Raw genomic sequence first — 25,578 nt, 5'->3', positions numbered from 1 at the left:
TTAGTCTATTTTATAGCCCATTTAACAAGAATTTATTAAGCGTTAAGAGATCGCAAAAATTGCATTTGAACAATACTTTCAGAAGAATCGTTTCTAAACAGCATTCTAGATCTAGCAACAGAAAGAGTTCGCGCAATAACAAACATACCCTCATTAACAGTGACTTTTGCAGCTTCGTCAATAATCTCATATGCATTAACATCTGGCCAATTCACAATATTATTGATTTCTAGCATTTCTTTTGCTTGATGCAAGCTTCTAGGAACAGAAATGCATTGAGATTCAACTCTACTTAAGAGTTCTGCAAGCTCTACTTCTAGAGATTCATTTTTTTCACTAAACAAGTCATCTGCAACCATATATGCAGCAACAGCGAGCGGGAAGTTATCTTGCATCCACTCTGCATATGCTAGCCTGTAGTAAATAAACGCAGCATCTTCTCTATCGAAACATACTTGTAAAGCGTTTAAGCATACTGCTTCTACAGAAGGCCAATCTTCTTGACGAGATAATTGCGAAGCTAGCTTTAAGTGAGATATAACATATGTTGGAGCATAAGAAACCATTGTATTTAGATGTTTTAGCGCCTCTTTACTCCTTCCAAGCTGTCCGAGTAAATCCGCAATCTCCATATGCGCGTAGAAAAGTCCGTCTGGTATAAGCCTCATTTGCTCGTTTTGCGTTGCAAACATGCGATTATAAACAACGCGCTCAGCATACGAGTTGAAGTATCTTGGAACAACGTCTCCAGAAGCAAACATATCGTCAAAATGCTTTATATTGTTTTCATACTCTTCGATTGCGCTTTCTAAATCCCCACTCATAAATTGTTCGTGAGCATGCACTCGCATATTGTAAATATCTTTTGAAGCGTTAAACGATATTTCTGGTATTTCTTTTTCGTCTATTAATGCGCTTATTACATGGTTTGCTTGATCGTTCAGCTCTGGATCGTTAATGCTTTCAACAATATCCATTGCCATACGAGCTTTTTCTGCGTTCGTCATAATTGCTTTAGACGCTATGTGATTAAAATCAGCAACCGCTTGTTGTAAAACGTCTTCGCGCTGTATTGAAAGGCCTTTTGCGTCTTGAGTTGCTAACAATTCTTGCGACTTTGCGTCAAAAATTATGTCGGAAAACTCTGGTTCTTCTTGAGCACCATGCGGCGCAAAGCAGCTGTCTCGTAAGTCAAACGTTGGCTCAATTTGGTTTAATGAGCCGTTTTCATCGACTTGCAAAGTTGCATTAAACTTTTTATACGTTTCAAGAGGATTATTTAATCCGTTTGCGCGTATGTGCTTTAAGAACGACTTTCTAGTAAAAGTAACAGTTAGCAACGGTATAATCGAAGGAGATTTGCTAAACGCTGCCATTGGGTCTTCGTTTTTTGCGCTATTATTGCTATCGCTATTACTACTATTGCTATTATCGCTACGATTACCGTTAGCGCTATTATCACTGTTGCTTGCGCTTGTATCTTCAAGATTTTCTACAATGCTTTCAACAAGACTATCTGAAGCACTGTCTGCACTACTATCCGCGCTAGACCCTAAATTAGCAAAACCACTACTAACGTCTCCATGAATATCCCCATCTTTTGGATCGCCTTTTGCTCTTGCAGCATTTTTATTCATGTGATTAAGAGCATTAATCGTTTGGCTTAAAATTTTATTCATAGCAACGTCTTGAGCTGCAACCATCTCTTCTAAGCCGATTGAATCTAATCGTATTGAAACGTTTTGCACTTCTTCGCTAGCACCAAAAGCAAGAGTAGCCAGCATTAATCCAAGACGAAGATTGTAGTTAGTTATCATTTTAGATCTGTTTCGTTCGCTTATTGGAACAAAATCTTTTTTAACACAATCGTATGTTAGATTAGGCATCATTGAATTTCCTGTTGCCATAAACGCTAATGCAACATTCCCACTATCTAAATTAGATCTAAAATCAGCATCGAATCTAAAAGGCAAATAAAGGCTTCTGATTAGTTCCGAGAGTCTTTGCCTGTACGACCATTCACAATTAGAAGATCCGTCAGCTTTATAAATATACAAATCATTAGATTTTCTTGCACGATTAAGTAAATGCAATAATGGCCTAATATTGTTGTCTTGCAACGGGTCACCAAAAGAATTCATGTCGATCTCGCCACTTGCGCAAAAAGCTGGATCGTTTATAAAAGCCATATCCATTGCACAAACTTGATTATAAGTTGCGTTATTTTCTGTTAAATCACCGCCATTAGAGCAGTTTTCTTCTAAGCAATTGCTAATAGACTGAAATCTGTTTATTGCACCTTCTATACGCAAAGCTTTTAACGCGGATTTTGCCTCCAAAGAATCATCCCAAACTAAAAAGTTTGCATCTGAACATTTAGATTTTTGCAAATGCAATCTTTCAGCGGCGTGTTCAGCCTCTAATGCTCCAGCGTCCTCTAACGCTCCCGCATCTGCCATTAAGTACGTAAAATATTTCTCCATTGCAGATACGCGTAGACCAGCTCTCTCTGCCGTGTTTGCTTCGCAAACGCTTCGCCTAATAGCACTCAAAGGTGCTTCTTTTGTAAGATGCCTAAATATGTTTCCAGATCCAAATCCGCTAAAAGCTAACAACATATCTGGAACAAAAAATGACGCAAAGTAAGATATAGCGATTGCGTCAAAATAACTAAGATTGCAACGCAAATTATTTGGCAAATCTACACGCGTTTCTTCTAGCGTATAAGTTTCTTTTTTAGTATTTGCTTTGCGAATCCAAGACGATACCCATTGAATTCCGTCATCTTTAGAAGTTTGAACAACAACATCTCCCTTAATAACAACTAAATCATTATTTGACTTATTCTTAAAACCACTTTTTTTGATATGGCTTGCGCTATGGCTCGCTTTATGACTTGCTCGAGTAGTTTTTTTATCAATGCAACCGTAGAATCTATCTGAGTTAGAAAGAGTCATAGAGTTTTGCTCAACAAAAGACAATTCGGGTATATTTTCCGTTGTATCTTCAATTGTTACAGTGTGCCCTTCGTAAACTCTGCCTTCTAAATCAGCAACAGCAACTTGGTAAAAACGTTTGCAATCTTTGCTAAACAATCCAATTGAAATACCTTGTTTTTTGCCGTAAATTTTAATCCAACCCAGTTTTGTTGAACTAGGCATAAAAGGAAAATCGTTAAAAATATGTTTTTTTGAAAATAGCTTAACAGGAATTGAGTTTTTGCTCTCCCAAAGCGTATCAATTGTACGTAGCGCAATCTGCATGCTTCTATCTGCGTTATAATTGCAATTTTTTGCATTATGGCAGATTGAATCAGCGTTATTGCTAGATTGCACTTGGTTTTGCATAATCCCCATTCTTTCTTATTGCACAACTTTAACGTAAGACAATAAAATTCTACACAATTGATTTATACGCATCTTATTGATTCTTACTGAACATTCTAAGTATAGCGAACATTCTAAATATAAATGATTGTTGAATCGCAAGCATGCAATCAAATTTTATCGAAAATCTTACTAAGATTCTGCTAAATCATGTTAAATATGCAAATATATGATCGCAACTATTTTTCATGCAAATTCGCGCAAGTTCCACAAATAATCGTGCATAATCCTTCCATAATCTTGTCTACTGGAGAAGCAGCTCGCCAATTTAAGTACAGCGATCGGTACGGCTTTGGACTATTAAACTCGCGAATTGTTAAACCAGCTGGCTGAACAATAGGCGGAAGAGTTGCAAGACGCGGAAGTAATGTTACATCTTTGCTTCCAACAACCATGTATCGTAAGGTTTCCAAAGATGTTGCACAAAATTCGGACTGTTTTGCTCCAACCTTTTGACAAACATCAATCATACTTCGTCTCATACAATGTCCATCTTCCAAAAGAAGTATTTTTTGACTAGATAATTGAGACAAATCGATTGGAGATTTTTGGTTTCCTAATTGCGAATTTGTTGACGCTGCTAAAACAAAATCTTCATCAAAAATATGATTAACCTTTATTGACGATTCGTCTAACTTTTCACTCAATATCGCTGCATCGATTTGACCATTATTTAGCAATTCGATTAAAGTTGCGGACTTTTCTTCAACAAAACGAATAGTAAAATTCGGCTTAATCTTACGCAAAACAGGTATTATTCTAGGCAAAAGATATGGGCATAATGTTGGGAAAATGCCTAAAACTATTGTAGAAGACCAGGGATCTTCTAAGCGCCTTGCTGCTTGATAAATGTTAGAAACATCTGAATGAATACGCTTTGCATAATACACCACTTCCCTTCCTGCAGGAGTTAAAATCTGCTTTCCTGGAGTCCGCTCAATAAGACAAACTCCAAGCGCGTCTTCTAGCTTTTTAATCTGCGTAGATAAAGTTGGCTGAGAAACGTGCATGCGCTCGGCAGCTTTTGTAAAGCTTTCTTCTTTTGCAAATGCAATTAAGTATTCAAGAGATTTAATGTTCAAGTATTTATCTTTCTGTGCGTACTATAGGCGTGCTATAGGAGTATTCTACGCGCGTTCTATGAATGTTCCATGCATGATTTTAATTATGTGGATCTCTAATTAAATAGTCGAAAGCGCTAAGAGCTGCATTTGCGCCAGAACCATATGCTGTAACAATCTGCTTATAAGGCTCATCCGAGCAATCGCCAGCAGCAAAAATGCCAGGAATACTCGTGCATCCTTTTCTATCTGTTACGATTTCTGCTCGATTATTTAAGCTTAGTTTATTTGCCACCCACTTTGTATTTGGCATTAGTCCAATTTGAACAAACACTCCGTCTGTGTGCAAAATTTTCTCACGATTTTCCGCATTATTATCATTGCGATCCATATAATGCACTGCGCTAACTTTTTTGCTATCTCCTTCTATTTTGCTAAGAGATGCACTTGTTATTACATTCGCATTAGAAAGAGAATGCAAAGTGTTTAGCAATATTTGATCCGCTTTAAGAGAATCCATAAACTCTATAACAGTAACGTGATTTGCAATTCCTGCTAAGTCTATTGCAGCTTCGACTCCAGAATTTCCTCCGCCAACAACTACAACATTCTTGTTCTTAAACAAAGGGCCATCGCAATGCGGGCAGAACGACACTCCCCTGTTTCTGTATTCATCTTCTCCAGGAACGCCAAGTGTTCTCCACGTAGCGCCTGTTGAAATAATCACCGCTTTAGCTTTTAGACTTCCGCCAGATTTAGTGTTAATTGTATGTAATCCGTAAGGCTCTTCTGCAACGTCTAAAGACGTAGCCCAATCAGGAGTAAATACGTCAATATTGTATTGAGCAATGTGGTTTGTTAAATCGTTAGCCAGCTTTGCGCCTGTTGTATGTGTTTGAGAAATGTGGTTTTCAATGCTTTCTGTTTCAACAACCTGACCGCCTCTGTGGTCCATAATCATTGCTGTTTTAAGACCTTTTCTAGCTGTGTAAATCGCAGCAGCGCTGGCAGCAGGACCTCCGCCTACAATAAGAACATCGTATGGGTTTTTAGCGTTCATTTTTTGCGCTAGTGAAGAATCGCTAGCCTCCGTAGAATCGCTTGAATCGCTAGAATCCCCATTTTCTTCTTGACTTAAAAGCATAGCAACTAATTCGTCTATAGATGACCTTCCAGAAGAAATCATCTTTCCGTTTTCAAAGACAGCAGGAACGCTCATTACACCAAGAGCATCGACTTCGTCTTTGAAAGCGCTTCCTTCTACAGCGATATGCTTTACTTTTGGATTAATAATCGAAATTGTATTAAGAGACTGAACAACCTCTGGGCAATTAATGCAAGAAACAGACATGTACGTAGTAACATCATGACTTCCAAGTCGCAAAATTGCTTTACGCTGCTCGTCGCTTATTTTTGGAGCATAACCACTTACTTGCAAAATCGCCAAAACTAAAGAGCTAAACTCGTGACCAAGTGGCAAACCTGCAAAGCTTACAGAAATGTTATTTTGCGGATTAGTAATTGAAAAACTTGGTGTTCGATTCTGGCTACTCTTATCACCTTTTATAACAGTGATTTTGTTGCTTTGATTTGCTACTTCTTGCAAAAGCTCAATAACTTTTTGAGAATTTTCACTACTATCAACGTATACAACAAGATTAATAGGATTAACCATTTTTTCTAGCAATCCAGCAAGTTGAGTAGTTAAATTTGAATCTAATAAAGTCATTATTTTCACTTTCTGTAGCAATCAAAGCAACATGTAAATTGTGTTAAAATTTGTCGATAAAATCAGCAGTTAAAATCAGATTTTTCCAACTAAGTCAATAGATGGAGCAAGTGTTTCTTCTCCCTGCTCCCACTTTGCTGGGCATACTTCTCCTGGGTGAGATGCAATAAATTGTGCAGCTTTAACTTTGCGAAGCATCTCGTCGGCGTTTCTGCCGATTCCATCTGCTGTCATCTCGTAGAATTGAATATTGCCTTGAGGATCCACCAAAAAAGTTGCGCGATGAGCTAAACCAGATTCCTCATTTAGCGCATTAAAGTTTCTAGAAAGCGCGCCGTTTGGGTCTCCAAGCATTGTGTATTGAACTTTTGCAATAGCTTTAGAATCATCGTGCCAAGCTTTGTGAACAAAGTGTGTGTCTGTTGAAACAGAATAAACTTCTACGCCTAACTTTTGAAGCTCTTCATAGTGGTTTGCAAGATCTTCAAGCTCTGTTGGGCACACGAATGAAAAGTCTGCTGGATAGAAGAAGAAAATAGCCCATTTTCCAAGAACGTCACTGTCGCTTACTTCTACAAAATTGCCATTCTTGTATCCATTTACCTTAAATGGAAGAATATGCGTACCAATAAGGCTCATAACAACTCCAATCTTTACTTGTTTGCTAAAATCTTTTATTGCTTTTTGCAATATTTTTAGTTAAACGTGTTAAATAGCTTGCTTAAGAATCTAGATTTAACCGTATTTTTATAATAGATTATTTATATTAATAATCCTATATGTATAGATAATCTCTATAGACTTACATGTGTTATGTCAATAATGATTTTGAAAACTAACTTAACTTTGTAAAATTCTGGGACAAAAGTCGATGCGCAAAAACAAAACTATCAAAAACGGGATTATGAGCCAAAAGCTAACTGACTAATCGTATTTCACTAACATTAATCAACTTAGCTTTAAACATTTTTTGGCCTATACACAAGAATTGCGCACTCAAAATTGAATTGAGCGCGCAATCTTGTTCATCCCTATAAAATGATTATAAGATTTTTATTATTTATCTTATGTCTTGATGGAATGGGTTGAAAACAACACTACAGCGTTGGAAGCTCTTAACATCAACATACCCAGTAGATGCCATTGTTCGTCTTAAAGCTCCAACATAATTTGTTTTTCCGTCTGCCATATGGCTTGGCCCAAACAAAATATTCTCAAGCGGAGCAACAGTTCCAACATTCGTGCGCATACCGCGCGGCAAAGAAGGATGACGAGCTTCTGCTCCCCAATGCATTCCGCGACCTGGAGCCTCAGTTGCACGCGCCAAAGGAGTGCCAAGCATTACTGCATCTGCTCCCATGGCAAGCGCCTTAATAAAGTTGCCAGACGTTCCCATTCCACCATCTGCAATAATCTGAACGTATCGACCGCCAGACTCGTCCATATAATCTCTGCGAGCTTCTGCAACGTCTGCAATGGCAGTTGCCATAGGCGCTTGCACTCCGAGCGTATTCATTGTTGCAGAAACTGCTCCACCGCCAAAACCAACAAGGATTCCAGCAGCACCAGTTCTCATAAGATGTAATGCGGAAGTGTAGTCTGCACAACCTCCAACAATAACTGGAACATCTAAATCGTAAATAAACTTCTTTAAATCAAGAGGCTCATGGTCTTTAGAAACATGTTCTGCACTAACAGCAGTTCCACGAATAACAAATAAATCAACGCCTGCTTCTAGAACAGTAGAATAAAATTCTTGAGTGCGTTGCGGAGAAAGAGCACCTGCAACCGTAACACCAGCATCGCGAATTGTGTGCAAACGCTTAACAATAAGTTCTGGCTTGATTGGCTCCGAATAAATCTCTTGTATGCGCTTAGTTGCAACTTCGTCTTTAAGTTCTGAGATTTCTTTAAGAAGCGGTTCTGGATTCTCGTAACGAGTCCACAATCCTTCCAAATCAAGCACGCCCAATGCTCCCATTTGACCCATTGCAATAGCCGTATCTGGGCTTGTAACAGAATCCATTGGCGCAGCAATCACTGGTACGTCAAAACTATAAGCGTCGACTTGCCATGATGTAGATACAGCCTTTGGGTCGCGAGAACGACGAGAAGGAAGTATAGCAATATCGTCTAATGAGTAAGCAACTCGGGCTTTTTTGCCCAAACCTATTTCGATTTCTTGAGACATACTTATAAGGCTAGTTGCTTATCATGACTAATCAACATGCCATAGAATTGTTTAGATTTGTTGAGGGTGCAAAAACTCATAAATAGTTTTAGCTTTTAACAAACCGATTCCAGGAACTTTTTGTAACTCTTCTACGCTTGCTTCTTTTAGATTTTTAACACTGCCAAATTTTGAAAGCAAACGTTTTTTATAAGATTCGCCAATTCCAGGAATTGAGTCAATAGATGAATACAACATTGCCTTTGCACGTTTTTTTCTATGATAAGCAATAGCAAAGCGATGAGATTCGTCTCTAGCTCTTTGAAGCAAATACAATCCTTCGGAGCTTCTTTTTAGAATAATTGGGTATTGACTATTAGGCAGCCAAACTTCTTCTAATTTTTTAGATAATCCACACACTGTTATGCCTTTAACATTGCAATCAATCATTGCTTTTTGAGCTGCTTTTGCTTGCTCGATACCACCATCAACGATTACAAGATTTGGCGTATATGCAAATTTTTTTGAGGATGCTTGTGCGCGATTTTCTACGCAATCATCATCTTCATTGTTGCAACTATCGCTTTCATGCTTAAAACGTCTAGAAATAGTTTCATATAATGCGCTTAAATCGTCTAATTGACCAATACCATTGGGGCCTTTTATAGAAAATCTTCTATATTCACTAGGTTTAGCAATTCCATCTTCAAAAACAACCATTGATGCAACTTGATATCTTCCATCAGCTGAGTTTGAAATATCGTAGCATTCGATTCGCAAAGGAGCTTCACTCATTGAAAGAGCTACAGCAACTTGATTCATAGCATTAGTTCTAGATTCTAAAGTAGAAATCCTACTTGTTTTCATCTGTTTAAGAGACTGCTCAGCATTCAAGTTTGCTTTATCCATAAGCGAGCGCTTATCTCCACGTTCTGCAACTTTAATAGTTACTTTCGCGCCTCTTAACCCACTAAGCCATCTTTCAAGATTTTCTTTATGAGATTTTTCTAATTCAATAGGAACAATAATCTCTCTAGGAATAGGGCAAATTGGGTCAAGCAAATCCCCTCTTCCAGTTGTTTCTTGACGCTTTTTGCGTTCTTTTGTTTCTTTAGCTCTATACGACGAATCCATATTTGCATTGCTAGAGTAATCGATTTGTAACGCATTCCTGGATTGCTCTATTTTTAATGAGTTTGCATATTGCAAATCATTATTTGATTCATATTCACAATAAACTCGTATAAGCAAGTTTGCGATTATATCTTCATCACTAATGTCTTCGCTTCTTTCGACTTGCCAATTTTTTTCTCCGCGAAGTAGACCTTCTCTAACAAAGAATGCGTGAACGCATGCTTCAAGCGAATCTGCACTAAAACCAAAAACATCAGCTTCTACATTATCGTTAAAAACAACGGAATTTTGTTGAATAACAGTTCTAAAAATGTTGATTTTGTCTCTTATTTTTGCAGCATTTTCAAAATCTAAGTTATTGCTTAACTCCTTCATTTTTCTTGTTAAATCGCTAATGTATGAATCTCCAATAGCACCACTTAGAATGCCAACTAATTGTTCAACATTGTTCCTATGCGTTTTTTTGTCTACTTTTTGAACGCAAGGTGCAGAGCACTTTCCAATAGATGCAAGAAGACAAGGTCTTCCTGTTTTTTGTGCTTTATTGAAAACAGACTGTCGGCATGTTCTAACTGGAAAAGTTTTTAGCAAAGAATCCAAACTGTGTTTTAATTGCCAAACTTTTGCATACGGTCCAAAATATTGCGTTGACTTTGAGTTTCGATTTCTAGTAATCCAAACTCTTGGAAAATCATCATTTACAGATACTGCAATATATGGGTATGTCTTATCGTCTTTAAAAACAATGTTGAACCTTGGATTAAACTCTTTAATCCAAGTATATTCAAGCGTTAGAGCCTCAAGCTCTGTATTTACAACAGTCCATTCTAAGCTTCTAGCTGTTAATACCATTGATTGCGTTCTAGGATGAAGCTGGTTTAAGGGCTGAAAATAATTCGATAGCCTGTTTCTTAAACTTTTTGCTTTTCCAACGTATATTACTTTTCCACGCTCATCTCTCCACTTGTATACTCCAGGCTGATTTGGAATATCTGAAGTTTTTGGCCTAAATAAATCACGACTATCTCCTAAAAGAGGAGCACCAAAATCGTTTTTTGACGAATTCTCAAAGTAGTTTGCATGACTTTTATCATATTTAGATTGGTGAGTTTTCTTCCATTCTCCCCTACTGATTTCTATATTTTTTCTAGCTTCTCTAGTCTCCATATTTTCTTCATCATTTCTAATATTTGATTCTTTAGAATTTAGAACATTCATGATCTCACCTCCTTTCATAAGATATTCATAAAATTATTCATAAATTTTTACTTAAATACTGCTGATTTTGCTCTATTCAAGCATTGACTTTAAGAATTTACCAGTCCAGCTTTCTGGCTGCTTTGCAACATCTTCTGGAGTACCAGTTGCCACGATTTCGCCGCCTTTATCTCCTCCTTCTGGTCCTAAATCTATAATCCAATCTGCGCATTTTACAACATCAAGATTATGCTCAATAACTATTACACTATTGCCTTTATCTACTAAAGATTGAAGAACGCTTAAAAGCTTGCGAACATCTTCAAAATGCAAGCCCGTAGTAGGTTCATCTAGAATATAAACGGTTTTACCAGTAGAACGCTTTTGTAGCTCCGTAGCAAGCTTTACTCTTTGCGACTCTCCACCAGAAAGTGTTGGCGCGCTTTGACCAAGCCTAATATAACCTAATCCAACTTTAACTAAAGTCTCTAAGTATCTAGAAATAGACGGATATGCTTTAAAGAACACAGCAGCTTGCGATATTGGCATATCTAGCACGTCTGAAATAGTTTTACCATTGTACTTTACTTCTAGAGTGTCTCGATTATATCTTTTTCCGTGGCATTCTTCGCATTGCACGTATACGTCTGGCAAAAAATTCATCTCGATTTTAAGCGTTCCGTCTCCGCTACAAGCTTCACATCTTCCGCCTTTTACGTTAAACGAGAATCTTCCAGGACCATACCCTCTAACTTTCGCTTCTGGAGTTTGAGCAAAAAGCGAGCGAATTTTATCCCAAACTCCAGTGTAGGTTGCAGGATTTGATCTTGGTGTTCTGCCAATAGGATTTTGATCTACGTGAACAACCTTATCGCAATTTTCTATTCCATCAACGCGCTTATGCAATCCTGGAACAATGCGAGCGCCGTTTAGCTTATCTGCCAAAACTGGGTAAAGTATCGAGTTTATTAAGCTTGACTTTCCAGATCCAGATACTCCTGTTATGCAAGTAAATACACCTAAAGGTATTTCTACATCTATGTTTTTAAGATTGTGCTCTTTTGCGCCAACAATAGTCAACTTACGACTTTTGTTGATTTTGCGGCGCTTTTTAGGAACATCTATTGCGCGTCTTTTTGCAATATAGTCTCCTGTAATTGATCGCTTTGCCTCTGTTATATGTTTTGCAGGTCCGCAATATACAACTCCTCCGCCGTTTTCTCCAGCTTCTGGGCCAATGTCTACAAGCCAGTCTGACTTTCGTATTGTATCTTCGTCGTGTTCTACAACTATAAGCGTATTTCCAAGATCTCTAAGATTGTGCAACGTTGATATAAGCTTCTCGTTGTCTCTTTGATGAAGACCAATAGAGGGTTCGTCAAGAACGTACATAACACCAACTAAACCAGACCCTATTTGCGTTGCAAGTCTTATTCTTTGAGCTTCTCCGCCAGAAAGAGTTTTTGCTGCTCTAGAAAGCGTTAAGTAGTTTAAGCCAACGTCGTTTAAGAAGCCCAGTCTTGCTTTGATCTCTTTTACAATCTCTTTAGCAATTATCTTTTTTGAGCCTTCTAGATTTAATGAATTAATCCATTCAAGACTTTTTTCAATAGGCATATCACATACGTCTGCGATTGAGCACGAGCCAACTTTAATAGACAAGACTTCTGGATTGAGTCTTTTTCCTTTGCATGTTAAGCATGGCACTTCTCGCATGTATGACTCGTAGTATTGACGCATTTGATCTGAGTCTGTTTCGTCATGCTTACGCATAAGAGTACGCACTACGCCTTCAAATCCTGTTGAATACTCTCTCTGCCTACCCCATCGATTTTTATACGATACTTTTACTTCAAAATCATGACCATAAAGTATTGAATCTTGCACATCTTTTGGAAGATTTTCCCACGTAGTATCCATACTAAAGCCAAGCTCTACACTTAAGCCTTTTAACACATGCCTGTAGTATTCTCCTGCTGCTTTATTCAACGCCCAAGGTTCTATAGCGCCTTCGTTAAGTGACTTTTCTGTATTTGGAACAACAAGAGCAGGGTCAATCTCTAGATTGTAACCTATTCCAGAGCAATCATGGCATGCTCCATACGGAGCGTTGAACGAGAACGTTCTTGGCTCTATCTCTAATAGGTTAAATTGATGACTATTCGGGCACGCCATATTTTCGGAAAAACTTTGACGCCTGTTTTTAGAAGAAGCATCTTCGTCTACAAAATCAGCAACAACAATACCTTTAGAAAGCTTTAGCGCTGTTTCTATAGAATCTGTAAGGCGTGTACGTATGCCATCTTTTATAACTAACCTATCTACAATAACTTCGATTGTGTGTTTCTTTTGTTTTTCTAAAGTAATATCTTCAGAAAGCTCGCGCATTTGCCCGTCTACAAGCGCTCTAGAATAGCCGTCTGACCTAAGAAGAGTAATAGTATCTTTAAACTCACCTTTTCTGCCGTTAACAATAGGAGCCAGTAATTGCAACCTTGTTTTTTGCGGCAAAGAAAGCAATGCATTAGCTATTTGTTGAGGAGTTTGCGCGCTAACGATTTCACCACATTTAGGGCAATGTGGAATACCTACGCGGGCAAAAAGAAGCCTTAAATAGTCATAAATCTCCGTAATTGTGCCAACAGTAGAACGAGGATTGCGATTAGTTGTTTTTTGGTCAATCGAAACCGCTGGGCTCAAACCCTCAATAAAATCTACGTCTGGCTTATCCATTCTTCCAAGGAATTGCCTTGCATACGCGCTTAAGGATTCCACATAACGCCTTTGACCTTCTGCAAAAAGAGTGTCGAAAGCAAGAGAAGATTTGCCAGAACCAGATAGGCCAGTAAAAACAATCATCCTATTTCTAGGCAATTGCAAATTAACATTCTTTAGATTATGCTCTCTTGCACCTTGAACAGTTATTTTTAAGTCGGAAGGAACATCACCTAAGTCGTATATTAAATTACCATTATTTTTTACAATTGGCGCCGAATCAATAAACGATTGAAGTGCATTGTTTTTTTGACGACTATTTCCATCTTTAGCATTCATGTTTGTAGCATTCATATTTGCATCTTTTATTGAAAGCGATTGCTTACTTTGTAAAGAATCCAAGTGTTTTTGCATTCTACCTCCTTAAGATGCTTTAGCGTATATGAATCAAAATTGCAAAACTAAATCTTGATTACATGCCTGTTTTGTAATATCATTCATTATAGAACACATGTTCGAAATATGTTGCTTACTGCGTGTTGCTAATCCTATGCAAGCCTAACGGTATAATCGGGAGTTTGGTTAACATATTTCAATTAATATTTTAATTACGATTTTACAAGAATAAAACTTAAGGGGTGGGTAAAAAATGGCCATTGACGCACAAGGACTTACTATACAAATTGGTGCGCGCACGCTATTAAACCCAACAGATTTTCATGTTACAAAAGGCGACAAAATAGGCTTAGTTGGAAGGAATGGCGCTGGAAAAACAACACTTACGCGCGTAATTACCGCAGAAACACTTCCAGCTGGCGGAAGCGTAAAAGTAAGCGGCTCTTTAGGATACCTTCCACAAGACACGCATGCGGCAGATCCAGAGCAAAGCGCGCTAGATAGGATTATGAGCGCTCGCGATATTTCGTCAATCGTATCTCGTATACGAAAAGCAGAAAAAGACATGACGAATCCAGATCCAGATATTATGACAAAAGCCATGAATCGCTACGATAAAGCGATTAATGATTTTGAAAAAGCTGGTGGGTACGCTGTTCAATCGGAAGCAATATCAATGGCAAATAGCCTTGGACTCCCACAAGAAGTTATGAAACAAGCTCTTGGAACACTTTCTGGCGGCCAACGCAGACGAATCGAACTCGCGCGAATACTTTTTTCTAATGCAGATACGCTGATTTTAGACGAACCTACAAACCACTTAGACGCAGATTCCATAGTCTGGTTGCGCAATTACTTAAAACGCTTTGAAGGCGGATTCCTTGTTATATCACACTCAACAGAGTTACTAGACGAAGTTGTTAATAAAGTTTGGCATTTAGATGCACAACTTGCGCAAATAGACATGTATTCAATGGGCTGGAAAGCATACTTGCATCAACGCGTTGTAGACGAAGAGAGAAGACGAAGAGAGCGCGAAGTTGCAGAAAAGAAGGCGGAGCGACTTATGAAGCAAGGAATCCGACTTCACGCAAAAGCAACTAAAGCGGTAGCAGCTCAAAACATGATGCGTAGAGCTGAACGCTTATTGAACGAAACAAGCGAAGCTCAAAAACAAGAAAAAGTAGCAGACATTCGATTCCCAGAGCCTGCTCCTTGCGGACGCACTCCTATTATGGCTAAAGATATTTCAAAAGCTTACGGATCGAACATTGTATTTGCTGGCATAAATTTGGCTATAGATAAAGGCTCGAGAGTTGTTATTTTGGGATACAATGGCGCTGGAAAAACTACCACTTTGCGCATTCTTGCTGGCGAAGAAAGCGCAGATACTGGCGTTGTTGAATATGGGCACGGATGCAAAATAGGCTATTTTGCGCAAGAGCACGATACTTTAGACTTAGATGCAACTGTTTTAGAAAATCTTCAACACGTTGCTCCAGAATTAAACGACACTCAAGCAAGATCAATGCTTGGAAGCTTCCTGTTTTCGGGAGACGACGCCATGAAACCCGCTAAAGTGCTTTCTGGCGGAGAAAAAACTCGCCTAGCATTGGCAACTCTTGTAACTTCTAAAGCAAACGTTCTTTTGCTTGATGAGCCTACTAATAACTTAGACCCAGCTTCTCGCGAAGAAATTCTTAAAGCAATTTCTAAATACGAAGGCGCAATTGTGTTGGTTACTCACGACGAAGGAGCAGTTCTTGCGCTAAACCCAGAAAGAGTTCTTCTTATGCCAGACGGTGACGAAGACTTGTGGAGCGACGACTATCTTGATTTGGTAGCGGAAGAATAGGATTTTAGATTGCTATGAAAAAAACAGCTAATTTTGCAAATTGCGCGCTACACAACATTTTTCGCGTTCTTCGCGCGCCTTTAGCAATATTGCTGTTAATAGCATTGTTTGAATGCACTGTTGGAAATATTCCATTTTGGAATAGTGTTACTGGCAGCACAGATAGCATGTTTGCTCACAATCTTACTGGCCCTGGAATTAAAAGACTTTCTTCTGGAGGACTTTTAATTACAGACCCTTCGGAATCTTATTTAGAAGTTAATTCCGACGGATCTTCGCCGTACATTCAGCTTAAACCTTCACTAATTACGCCTAAAAAAATTGGCAAAAGTCCCGTTAAAACAGACGTGCATGTACGCATTGATGTTAATAAAATCGCTGGAAAGCCTTTAAGCACAAACCCTAGAGCCATTAGTTTTGCTATGCTTCCTGTTCCAGATCAAGCAGTTGGAGTTAAAAGCACGCTTCGATTATGGATACAGCACCCTAAAGGAGACGTTGTAGACGTTGAGGACGCAAAAGCAAATGTTAGAGCACCTTTTAGTTGGAATTGGGGTCGCGTTCTTTTTCTTATAGTCGTTTCAATTTTGATTGCATTGTGGAATCCTTGGTCTAAATTGTGGAAAATAAAACTTAATACAAAAAGTTTTAATCAAAGACTTTTACTAGTTTTATCTTGGACTCCATTTATTGCTATAGCTGTTGTTGCAATTGTTTGGAATGTTTTTAACGCTATTCCAATGCATTTTGACGTTGCTGGAAACTACACGTACGATTTTGATCAATATGCACACACAGCAGACGCTCTTATTAAAGGAAAAACATATCTTGACTTGCCTGTTCCTAAGCAAATGCAAAATCTTACTAATCCGTACGATCCAATTGCAAGAAACAAGCTTCTTTCTAATTTAGTGCACAATATTTATTGGGATCACGCATATTACAACGGCCATTGGTACTCGTATTTTGGTGTAATTCCAGCTGTTTTATTCTTTATGCCTTATAGACTTATATCTAGTTTGTGGATTAATGGCGGAAGTATGCTTCCAACAACAATCGCAACTCTTATATGCCTAGTGGGGTTCTTAATTTCTGGCTCTCTTCTAGTGATTAGACTTATTGAGCGAATAAATAAACGAGCGTCTCTTGCTTGCGTGTCTATTTGCTTAGCATTGTTCTTTATTACATCTAACACCGTTTACTTATGGTTTAGAACATCATTCTATAGTGTTCCAATGGCAGCTTCGCTATTCTTTACATCTTTAGGATTATGGTTTTATCTTGGCGCTAATAAAAATATTGCAAAAGATTGCAAACAAAGCCAAGAATCAAACAAGTCTATTTATCAAATATCTGCTAAGCACATTGCATTAGGATCTTTGTTTATATCTCTAAATCTAGGATGCAGACCAACATTTATAATCGCGTTTTTGCTTGCAATACCGCTTTTTTACAACAATATTTACTTCTATTTTAAGCATTTAATTTCTAGCAAGAAAATTATAAAAGAAGACTTAAAGCAAATAATAAAGCTAGTTTTAGGCGTGATTGTGCCGTTTGTAATAGTTGCAATACCAATCGGATTGTATAACGCTTTAAGATTTGGGTCGCCATTTAACTTTGGTAACGAATATCAAATTACTATTACAGACATGACTACAATGCGCCTTCCTGCGCAAAACATCATTCCTTCAATTTTAAGTTATTTAGCTTTGCCATTACGCTTTACACCAACTTTCCCTTGGATTTCGATTAATCCTATTGCTTTCAATAGATGGCAATACGCGGAGCCAATGATTGGCGGAATGTTTACTCTTGCTCCATTGGCATTTATTGGCGTTATTTGTTCTTTGTTAACGATTAAAAGAATGAGCAAATTTGCGTCAAGACTTACTATATGCGCTTTGATTCTTGCAATGATTGTTGTTGTTTTCAACAGCTTAAAAGCAGGAATTGGATGGCGTTATATTGCTGACTTTGGATGGGCGTTCTCACTAAGCGCAATAATCGGAATTACTGTTTTTCTAGAAAAATACGCAAACGTAGAAGATTGCACAACTTTGCGCACAAAAGTTATGTGTTACACAATACGAATTGTAGTTTTAGCAATGCTATTTTTCTCTATTGCAATCGCTTTCTTAGGTTGGTTTGTTCCAGGAAGAGAAGATTCAGTTTTGCGATTCAATCCTGGGCTTTGGCACTACGTTAGATGCTGGTTTACTCTAATCTAGTTTATATTTTAAGAACTCGAACCTTCCTAGATTACTTCCTAGATTTTTCTACATCTCTTCTAGCATTTTGTGAACAGTATTAAGTAACAAAGTAACGCCATTTTCAAATTGATCTTCTTTAGGAAGTAAAGACAATGCTAAGTAGCCATTAGTTGGCATGTCAAAATAATATCCAGGCTGAGAAACCAGCTTGTAGTCTTTAATTAAGCGCAAAGCTAATAAATCATCATCTATACAAGAAGGAACGCGCAACAAAATATTCCATCCTCCTTCTGCGCGCAATGCACTAACGCAACAATTTGGGTAGTTTGCAAGCATTTTTCTAAGCTTTTTAAGATTAGAGCGTACTCGACTTTGAACAATCGCAGTTTGCTCTTTAGCGCATTGCAATAATTCTGGAATTCTTTCTGATACAGTTGCGCCAATTGGAAGAAAATCATCCGCAATAACGTCAAGTCGTTTCATTGCTTCTTGCACATCTTGACTTGGTCCCGAAACCTCAATCCACCCAACTTTTGCGTGCGGAGCTGCAAGCATTTTTGAAAATCCATCTAAAGCAAAAACGAGTGTTGATTGTTCTCCTGCAAGTCTTGAATTTTTGGCAAATGGTTCTAAAGAGTAATCGTAGAAAACTTCATCTGCAATAATCGCAACATTATTTTTATTGCATAAACTCAACAATTGCGCTCTTTCTTCTGGCTTAACATAAGAGCCTGTTGGATTATTTGGGTTTATTAAAACAAGAGCACGAATACGATTATTTGCGTTTTGCAAAAGTTCTTTAACTCTTGGAACATCAATAGTCCAAGAACCATCGTAAACAAGCGGATAAGGTATAGATTTTACACCTTGGAGTCTTGCAATAGATTCAATAAGAGGATACCCAGGAGTCGGAGCTAAAACTGAATCGCCACAATCGCACAGAAGCATCATAAGCCATGCATATGCTTGAGAAGTAGACGATAATACGTATAGATTATTTGGATTAAGAGCTTTTGGCGAATCACTTTTTTGATCTGCAACATTTTGACTTGCAATATTTTGATCTACGCGATTATCTCTAGCATTTATAAAATCAGCAAGAATGCGCCTAACTTCGATTGGCCCTCTAGGATCTGCTGTATATTTTGCGCTTAAACATTTTGGAGCAAGGCCATGCACTGTTGGGTTTGAATCGTTAAGTTTTGTAAGCTTAATACCTTTAGATATAGCAACGCGTTGAGCCAGAATAATTGGATTTGGCTCACTTACATCAACTCTAGAAGAAAATCGCACTCGACTACACTAGCGCATTGCATAACCAAATATAAAAAATGCGCTGAACGCAAAAGCATCCAGCGCAAATAAAGTAAACAAAACAAATAAAATATTAAAACTTTACTTGTTTCTTTGTTGCATTGCATAGTAAGCTGCACCAATAATGCCAGCTTCGTTATGCAAAGACGCAACAACAATAGGAGTCTTAATATCGATATGCGGCAAGAACTTCTCGCTCACACGGCTAACGCCACCGCCAACAACAAACAAGTCTGGATTAAAGTACTTTTCCATTAATCCGTAATACTTAGTTAAACGCTTAGCCCACTTTTTATAACCCATATCCAACTTTTCGCGAACAGAAGAAGCAGCATACTTTTCTGCATCTCCCTTTCCTTTTTCTAGCTGAATATGACCAAGCTCTGTGTTTGGAATAAGAACGCCATTGTAAATCAAAGCGGTTCCAATTCCAGTGCCTAATGTTGTTGCAATAACTAAGCCATCTTTATCTTTTGCTGCACCAAAATGCTGCTCCGCAAGACCAGCAGCGTCGGCATCGTTAACAACTGTAACAGGACGACCGCAAGCTTCGCTAAACACTTCTGTAACATCCACACCAATCCAAGATTGATCGAGATTCGCCATAAACTCAAGTTTCTTGCCTGGCTTAATAGGCGCTGGGAAAGCAATACCAACAGGAACATCTGCAGGAACATCAAAATGCTCAAGTTGCTGACGAACAATATCTGCAACAGCTTGAGGTGTGGAAACCGCTGGAGTGAGAATCTTATATCGCGGTTCTGCAAACTCGCCTTTTTCCAAATTAACTGGTGCAGCCTTAATACCAGAGCCACCAATATCTACGCCAAATGCTTGTGCAGTGTCAATCATCGTTAACACTCCCCTCTGAATGTCGGACAATGGGATATCATGTTCATTCTACAATATTGCTAAAGCGACACGCTTATATATTGTCTATTTAATGATAACGATTGCATAAATGTTTTTCTCAAAATTAAAGCTTTAATATTAAAAATCATGCAAACAATTGCTAAAATTTTAACTCTAATCTATCGCAAATAGTTTTGAAGCTCCTTGTTTATTAAACCATTTGAAGCAATAACGTCGTTTTCGCGTCTCCAGTGGATTGAGTCACCATTCCATTGTCGAACATGACCTTGAGCCTCTTTAACAACAACAGCACCAGCGGAAACGCCTGGAATATCCCACTCGTGAAGATGCGGCTCAAAATAAGCGTCGTAAGTGCCATCAGCAACCTTGCATAAGTCAAGAGAAGCAGGGCCAATGCGCTTAATATCTGCTGGACATTCTTCCTCAAGCGAAGAAACAACATCCAATGCTCTTTTAGATTCGCCTGGAATATAAGACATTCCGTAGCAAACAACAGAACCGTGCAATGTTGATGTTGTAGAAGGAGTGATTTTCTCTCGCTTTTCTCCATTAGGAGTTTTACGAATACGAATAGCACCCTGGCCTTTAGCTGCTAAATAAGTAAGACCTAAAGCTGGAGCATGAACAACTCCAAGAACGGGCCTTGCGGAGCCTTGATCGTTGAACTCAAAAAGCGAAACAGTTAGAGTCCACTCCGCCATATCTCGATTAAAGTTAATAGCACCGTCAATATTACCAACGCACCAAAAACGATCACCAATATTGCAATTTTCTGGACGATTACGCCAAAATCCCTGGAATGTGTTTATGTACGTAAGACGATTTTCAATAAAGCGTACGAGCTTATCTCCAAAACCAGAATCTGCTTGATTCGGATCCCCCAAAACCATCATGCTTGCCATATCTCGAGGATTTAATTGGTCTTGATAAGCGTGCTTGCCAACATCTTCCAAAATTCTAGCAACTTCAAGAGCAACATCGCGTAAATTCATACTTGCCATACTCTACTCACCTCTTTAATTCCCCACATTTTGATTATTTATCTATTCCAAAAATCTGCAACTATCCATAAATCTGCAACTATTTTACTCAACTAATCAAATTAAACCAAACTTCCACACGCAATATTCAAATAAAATCAATAAACTTTCACATTTAACTTTTAACATAAGTTTTATAAGAAGTCTTACAATGCAAAAACGCGTAGCGAAACAAAATCCTAAATTTCTTAAACCAGCCTTAGAATTAATTAATAAACCTAACATCTCTCTTAAAAGATTATAACATGACTTATAACATGACTAAAGTACCAGACTTAAAAACACAAGACTTAATTAATACTCATTCAAATAATCCTTCAAATAATCCTTCACTAAAAAAACCAGGACTTCTTGTTTTAGATGTAGACGCCACTCTTATTGAAGAAGAAGTTATAGATTTATTAGGAGACATTGCTGGAGTTGGATCTGATTTAGCATATATAACGTCTAAAGCAATGCAAGGAAAAATGGACTTTAATACGTCGCTAAAGCTAAGAGTTTCTATGCTTAAAGGACTTGACTATTCTTGCGTTAAACAAGTTGTGCAAAATATTCATGTAACAAATGGAGCTAAAAAGCTTATTAGCACATTGCACTCTTTTGGATGGAAAGTTGGAGCTGTTAGTGGCGGATTCAAGCAAGTTTTAGACGATTTTTTGCCAAAACTAAACATAGACTTTTGGGTTGCAAACAATCTAGAAGTCGTAGATTCTAGATTGAGCGGAAAAGTTATTGAGCCTATAGTAAATCGTCAATATAAAGCAAAAGCATTGACAAATTGGGCGCGCAAGAACAATATTGATATTGCTCAAAGCGTTGCTATTGGAGACGGCGCTAACGATATAGATATGATTAAAACAGCAGGATTAGGCGTAGCATTTTGCGCAAAGAAGTTATTAAAAAGTCAAGCTAAAGCAAGCATAGATACGCGAGACCTAAGCCTAGTTTTAGATTTACTAAATTAACGTTTACTCACTAACTTTTAATCCAAGTAGGATTCACTACTTAAGTGCGCTCCTCTTGCCCAATCTGCAGCATTCATAGCTTTTTTACCTTGCGCTTTAACTTCTAAAAGCTCAATAGCTCCGCTTGCACATCCAACCCAAACATTGTGCTTTTTTGCAAGAATCTGCCCATGTTTAAGCTCATTTAGACTATGCAATTCAATATCTTCATCTTTTGCTACTGCGCAAGCAAGAACATGCAAAGTGATTGCTTGCAAATCACTAGAATCAACATGAAGATTGCACCAAGCTCCAGGATTTGGCGTGCAAGCGCGAATCTGCCTATCGGTTGCAAATGATGGAATATCAAAACGAATATGAGCATCTTCAACAGTGATTTTTTGAGCGATTTGGCAAGGAGTAGGATCTTGCTCAACTGGAATAATTTGACCAGCTTCCAAGCCAACAAGAGCAGAGCAAAGAAGATTTGCACCATCATTGCTTAATCTAGTCAGCAAATCGCCAGCTGTTTCATGAGCGCCAATCTCGGTAGTCATTTGTGCAAGAATCGGACCTTCATCCATTCCGCGCGTAATCTTAAAAACTGTTGCACCTGTAATATCGTCTCCAGCCCATATTGCGCGCTGAACAGGAGCAGCACCTCGCCACTGCGGAAGAAGCGAAAAATGCAAGTTGTACCATCCTAAAGGAAGAGCATCCAAAACAGATTGGCGAAGAATCTTTCCATACGCAACAACGGCCGCAAGCCTTGCGCCAGTAGCTTTTAGAGCACTCACACACTCTTGCTCATTGCTGGGATTAATCTCTAAAACAGGAATTCCAAGCTCAATCGCAGCTTTTTTAACAGCACTAGGAACAAGCTTTCTACCTCTACCAGTCGGAGCGTCTGGACGAGTAAGAACAGCTCGCACATCAAAATGCTCTTTATCTTCAGCAAGCGCGCGCAAAGGAGCAACAGCAACATCTGGAGTTCCAGCAAACAAAATAGGCAATACCATAAGTCAACTCCTTAAAATCTAAAATCCCAAAAATCCTAAATCCTAGCAAAATGCATCTTTTAGCTTGCTAAAGAATCCCTTTTTATTGCCCACTGGCTCTGCAATAGCATGTTGCTTTACTTCGCTAACTTTTTCATCGTGCAAGTTTGCAAACTTTTCAATCAAACTACGCTCTTCTTCGCTAAGCTTTGTTGGAATATTAACAAGAATGTGAACAATAATATTTCCTCTATCTTTACTTCCAAAAACAGTAACACCCAAATCGTAAAGAGGAATCGTGTCTTCGTTTTGCGTTCCAGCAGGAATTTCAACACTCTTTTTGCCATCAAAAGTATCAATATCTACTTTGTGACCAAGCACAGCCCAGCTCATTGGAACGTCAATCCAGCAATGTAAATCGTTTAAGTCTCTAGTAAATTGCTCGTCTTTGCGAATGCGAACGTCAACATACAAATCGCCAGCTGGACCTCCACATTCGCCTATTGCTCCTTGAGACGCAAGTCGCAAGCGAGAGTTGTCTTTAATTCCAGCAGGAATCGTGATTCCAACTTCCCTAGAAGTGCGAACGCGACCATGCCCGTGGCAATTTGGGCAAACATTTTTAATAATCGTTCCGTGGCCTTCACATGCGCGGCACGGCTCCGAAGACATCATTTGACCAAACATTGTGCGAGTAACTCGTTGCACAAAACCAGCACCCTTGCACTCTGAGCAAGTTACAGGATCTGTTTTATCTGCCGAACCTTTTCCAGCACAATCTTGGCAAAGACCGAAAGTAACAACATGAACCTTAGCGTTTCCGCCAAAAACAACAGTTTTAAGGTCAACCTTAACTTCTGTTAGCGAATCTTCACCACGATTAACGCGCGGAATAGGAGATCCAGCATTAGCACCAAAAGACCCAGAGAAGAACTGGTTTAGAATATCTCCCATATCCATATTCATATTTGCGTACGCGCCAGCGCCAGCACCAGCTCCCGATGCCGATAGATTATTTGGATCTACGCCCATATCTACCATTTTGCGTTTTTCTGGATTAGACAAAACGTCGTATGCAGCGTTAACTTCCTTGAATTTGTCTTCAAACTCAGGCCCTGCAATATCTGGATGATACTTTCGACTTAACTTTCTATAAGCTTTGCGAATCTCATCGTCGCTAGCGTTAGAATCAACACCTAAAATCTTGTAATAGTCAGTCACTTAACTCCCCTTTTATGTTCTAAAATTATTTTTACATAAGGCACAGCCAGCCAGTTTTTATGAATTTGTTTTTATGAATTTTCAGATATAAACGCATTAAGATATTTTGCTACAGCTTTAACAGCTGTCATTGTTGCAGCATAATCCATATGAGTAGGACCGATTGAGCCAATAAACGCAGAATCGGAATCCGAATTGTAGCCGTAAGCGCTTGTTACAACAGAAGCATTTAGAAGACCAGGCGTGTGAGTTTCCGAACCTATTGCAACGCTAACGCCACTTGCGCAATCGTTTGCTTCTTCGCTTAGCGAAGTCATAAGTCGCATAATAACAGCTTGCTCTTCTAGAGCGTCAAAAAGAGACGCAAAATCGCCAATATTTTGCCTATGCGCAAGTTGAGAAGCTCCAGCCATGTACAAATCGTGGGAATGCTCGCCATCGTGCATATCTTCTAACGCGTTAGAAAGTTGACTAATAACTTGCAAAGCAGAAGCTAAATCCTGGCGATTCGCTAGAGAATAAACACGTTTTGAAGCATCAAGAAGAGATAATCCAATGCAATCATCGTTAACCATATTAGTTAGATGCAATAAATCATCTGCATCTATGTTTGATGCTTGAATAATGTGTTGCGCAACTCCTCCAGCATCTGTAATCACAACAACCAAAAGCGTAGAAGACGATACTTGAACAATCTCAATTCTTTTTACTTTTGACTTCGACAATGCAGGAGACGCAACGAGTGCAACTTGACCAGTTATGCTTGCAAGAAGTCGCGCTGAGCGTTGTAGAGTGTCTTGTAAACTAACAGATCCACTTAAAAACGTGCGAATCCCTCGTCTTTGCGCATTAGAAAGCGGGATTAACGCAGCTAAGCCATCAACAAAATACCTGTAGCCTTTTTCTGTAGGAATTCTTCCAGCAGAAGTATGTGGCTGAATCAAGTAGCCTTCTTCTTCTAGAAGAGACATATCGTTGCGAATCGTTGCAGAACTAACGCCTAATTTGTGATTTTTAGCTAAAGATGCAGACCCAACAGGCTCATGCGAACGAATATAATCTTCAACAACCGCACGCAATATCATCATGCGTCGTGATTGCATTGATTCTCCTTTATTAAAACATCAAACTCGATTAAATAGCGCTAATAATTTCTATAAATAGCACTAATCGTTTATTAATTCACTGCTAACTATTATATATGCCAAAATAATATGTGATAACAATATGTGATTAAGTATTATTAAGTATTTTTAATAAATCACTTTTACAGAATAACAACTAACTATAAATATAAACTTTTGTTATGTTTTGACACACTTTGTTAGAAAT

General features: G+C 38.5%; 16 protein-coding genes. 3 read left to right on the top strand and 13 right to left on the bottom strand.

What is annotated here, in order from left to right; all coding sequences use genetic code 11:
* Nucleotides 1-35: 35 nt before the first annotated feature.
* From D0T20_RS03675 to uvrA, 7 genes are all read right to left on the bottom strand, one after another.
* Nucleotides 36-3,347, bottom strand: a complete 3,312-nt coding sequence (locus tag D0T20_RS03675) for a tetratricopeptide repeat protein (RefSeq protein WP_162862720.1) — start codon at nucleotides 3,345-3,347, stop codon at nucleotides 36-38.
* 218 nt (nucleotides 3,348-3,565) lie between these two features.
* Nucleotides 3,566-4,468 (bottom strand): LysR substrate-binding domain-containing protein, encoded by a 903-nt coding sequence (locus D0T20_RS03670; RefSeq protein ID WP_020973578.1) that lies wholly within the window; start codon nucleotides 4,466-4,468, stop codon nucleotides 3,566-3,568.
* 79 nt (nucleotides 4,469-4,547) lie between these two features.
* Nucleotides 4,548-6,176, bottom strand: coding sequence for an alkyl hydroperoxide reductase subunit F (gene ahpF, locus D0T20_RS03665; RefSeq protein WP_116438418.1), 1,629 nt, complete (start codon nucleotides 6,174-6,176; stop codon nucleotides 4,548-4,550).
* A gap of 75 nt (nucleotides 6,177-6,251) precedes the next feature.
* A complete protein-coding gene (gene ahpC / locus D0T20_RS03660) occupies nucleotides 6,252-6,815 on the bottom strand; it encodes an alkyl hydroperoxide reductase subunit C (protein ID WP_032816827.1) in 564 nt (187 codons plus the stop codon).
* Nucleotides 6,816-7,236: 421 nt separating this feature from the next.
* On the bottom strand, nucleotides 7,237-8,367 hold the full coding sequence (locus tag D0T20_RS03655; protein ID WP_016635332.1) for a GuaB3 family IMP dehydrogenase-related protein: 1,131 nt from the start codon (nucleotides 8,365-8,367) through the stop codon (nucleotides 7,237-7,239).
* A 51-nt stretch (nucleotides 8,368-8,418) separates the two neighbouring features.
* Complete coding sequence (gene uvrC, locus D0T20_RS03650; RefSeq protein ID WP_420870445.1) at nucleotides 8,419-10,647, bottom strand: excinuclease ABC subunit UvrC; 2,229 nt, start codon at nucleotides 10,645-10,647, stop codon at nucleotides 8,419-8,421.
* 123 nt (nucleotides 10,648-10,770) lie between these two features.
* Entirely contained in the window at nucleotides 10,771-13,746 is a 2,976-nt protein-coding gene (gene uvrA / locus D0T20_RS03645; RefSeq protein ID WP_162862719.1) for an excinuclease ABC subunit UvrA, read from the bottom strand.
* Between the two features lie 295 nt (nucleotides 13,747-14,041).
* On the opposite strand from uvrA, the gene D0T20_RS03640 reads away from it, so the two are divergent.
* Entirely contained in the window at nucleotides 14,042-15,643 is a 1,602-nt protein-coding gene (locus D0T20_RS03640; RefSeq protein WP_016801384.1) for an ABC-F family ATP-binding cassette domain-containing protein, read from the top strand.
* Nucleotides 15,644-15,657: 14 nt separating this feature from the next.
* Nucleotides 15,658-17,874 (top strand): beta-carotene 15,15'-monooxygenase, encoded by a 2,217-nt coding sequence (locus tag D0T20_RS03635; RefSeq protein ID WP_116438415.1) that lies wholly within the window; start codon nucleotides 15,658-15,660, stop codon nucleotides 17,872-17,874.
* Nucleotides 17,875-17,922: 48 nt separating this feature from the next.
* Here the strand turns inward: D0T20_RS03635 and D0T20_RS03630 are convergent, their stop codons facing one another.
* From D0T20_RS03630 to D0T20_RS03620, 3 genes are all read right to left on the bottom strand, one after another.
* Nucleotides 17,923-19,149: a pyridoxal phosphate-dependent aminotransferase gene (locus D0T20_RS03630; protein ID WP_116438414.1), complete on the bottom strand. Its 1,227-nt coding sequence runs from the start codon at nucleotides 19,147-19,149 to the stop codon at nucleotides 17,923-17,925.
* 102 nt (nucleotides 19,150-19,251) lie between these two features.
* Nucleotides 19,252-20,022: a polyphosphate--glucose phosphotransferase gene (gene ppgK / locus D0T20_RS03625; protein WP_016635338.1), complete on the bottom strand. Its 771-nt coding sequence runs from the start codon at nucleotides 20,020-20,022 to the stop codon at nucleotides 19,252-19,254.
* 179 nt (nucleotides 20,023-20,201) lie between these two features.
* Nucleotides 20,202-21,044 (bottom strand): inositol monophosphatase family protein, encoded by an 843-nt coding sequence (locus tag D0T20_RS03620; protein ID WP_016635339.1) that lies wholly within the window; start codon nucleotides 21,042-21,044, stop codon nucleotides 20,202-20,204.
* 296 nt (nucleotides 21,045-21,340) lie between these two features.
* Between D0T20_RS03620 and serB the strand changes: the two genes are divergently transcribed.
* Nucleotides 21,341-22,048 (top strand): phosphoserine phosphatase SerB, encoded by a 708-nt coding sequence (serB, locus tag D0T20_RS03615; RefSeq protein ID WP_116438723.1) that lies wholly within the window; start codon nucleotides 21,341-21,343, stop codon nucleotides 22,046-22,048.
* A 17-nt stretch (nucleotides 22,049-22,065) separates the two neighbouring features.
* Here serB and fmt read toward each other — a convergent pair whose 3' ends face one another.
* The 3 genes from fmt to hrcA all read right to left on the bottom strand — a co-directional run bounded on the left by fmt (nucleotide 22,066) and on the right by hrcA (nucleotide 25,334).
* Nucleotides 22,066-23,046, bottom strand: coding sequence for a methionyl-tRNA formyltransferase (gene fmt / locus D0T20_RS03610; RefSeq protein WP_116438413.1), 981 nt, complete (start codon nucleotides 23,044-23,046; stop codon nucleotides 22,066-22,068).
* Nucleotides 23,047-23,088: 42 nt separating this feature from the next.
* Nucleotides 23,089-24,246 (bottom strand): DnaJ C-terminal domain-containing protein, encoded by a 1,158-nt coding sequence (locus tag D0T20_RS03605; protein WP_016840117.1) that lies wholly within the window; start codon nucleotides 24,244-24,246, stop codon nucleotides 23,089-23,091.
* A 71-nt stretch (nucleotides 24,247-24,317) separates the two neighbouring features.
* Nucleotides 24,318-25,334: a heat-inducible transcriptional repressor HrcA gene (gene hrcA, locus D0T20_RS03600; protein WP_240320602.1), complete on the bottom strand. Its 1,017-nt coding sequence runs from the start codon at nucleotides 25,332-25,334 to the stop codon at nucleotides 24,318-24,320.
* Nucleotides 25,335-25,578 lie beyond the last annotated feature (244 nt).

Source organism: Gardnerella piotii, assembly GCF_003397585.1.
In the GTDB taxonomy this organism is placed as follows: Bacteria; Actinomycetota; Actinomycetes; order Actinomycetales; family Bifidobacteriaceae; genus Bifidobacterium; species Bifidobacterium piotii.
Note: the sequence above shows the minus strand (reverse complement) of the source record. Positions and strands in the feature narration are given on the sequence as shown.

Excerpts from the sequence above, each read along its gene's own strand:
- D0T20_RS03675 (WP_162862720.1), bottom strand. The coding sequence starts at position 3,347 with ATGCAAAACCAAGTGCAATCTAGCAATAACGCTGATTCAATCTGCCAT.
- ahpF (WP_116438418.1), bottom strand. The coding sequence starts at position 6,176 with ATGACTTTATTAGATTCAAATTTAACTACTCAACTTGCTGGATTGCTA.
- ahpC (WP_032816827.1), bottom strand. The coding sequence starts at position 6,815 with ATGAGCCTTATTGGTACGCATATTCTTCCATTTAAGGTAAATGGATAC.
- D0T20_RS03655 (WP_016635332.1), bottom strand. The coding sequence starts at position 8,367 with ATGTCTCAAGAAATCGAAATAGGTTTGGGCAAAAAAGCCCGAGTTGCT.
- uvrC (WP_420870445.1), bottom strand. The coding sequence starts at position 10,647 with ATGGAGACTAGAGAAGCTAGAAAAAATATAGAAATCAGTAGGGGAGAA.
- uvrA (WP_162862719.1), bottom strand. The coding sequence starts at position 13,746 with ATGAATGCTACAAACATGAATGCTAAAGATGGAAATAGTCGTCAAAAA.
- D0T20_RS03640 (WP_016801384.1), top strand. The coding sequence starts at position 14,042 with ATGGCCATTGACGCACAAGGACTTACTATACAAATTGGTGCGCGCACG.
- D0T20_RS03635 (WP_116438415.1), top strand. The coding sequence starts at position 15,658 with ATGAAAAAAACAGCTAATTTTGCAAATTGCGCGCTACACAACATTTTT.
- ppgK (WP_016635338.1), bottom strand. The coding sequence starts at position 20,022 with ATGATTGACACTGCACAAGCATTTGGCGTAGATATTGGTGGCTCTGGT.
- D0T20_RS03620 (WP_016635339.1), bottom strand. The coding sequence starts at position 21,044 with ATGGCAAGTATGAATTTACGCGATGTTGCTCTTGAAGTTGCTAGAATT.
- serB (WP_116438723.1), top strand. The coding sequence starts at position 21,341 with ATGACTAAAGTACCAGACTTAAAAACACAAGACTTAATTAATACTCAT.
- fmt (WP_116438413.1), bottom strand. The coding sequence starts at position 23,046 with ATGGTATTGCCTATTTTGTTTGCTGGAACTCCAGATGTTGCTGTTGCT.
- hrcA (WP_240320602.1), bottom strand. The coding sequence starts at position 25,334 with ATGATGATATTGCGTGCGGTTGTTGAAGATTATATTCGTTCGCATGAG.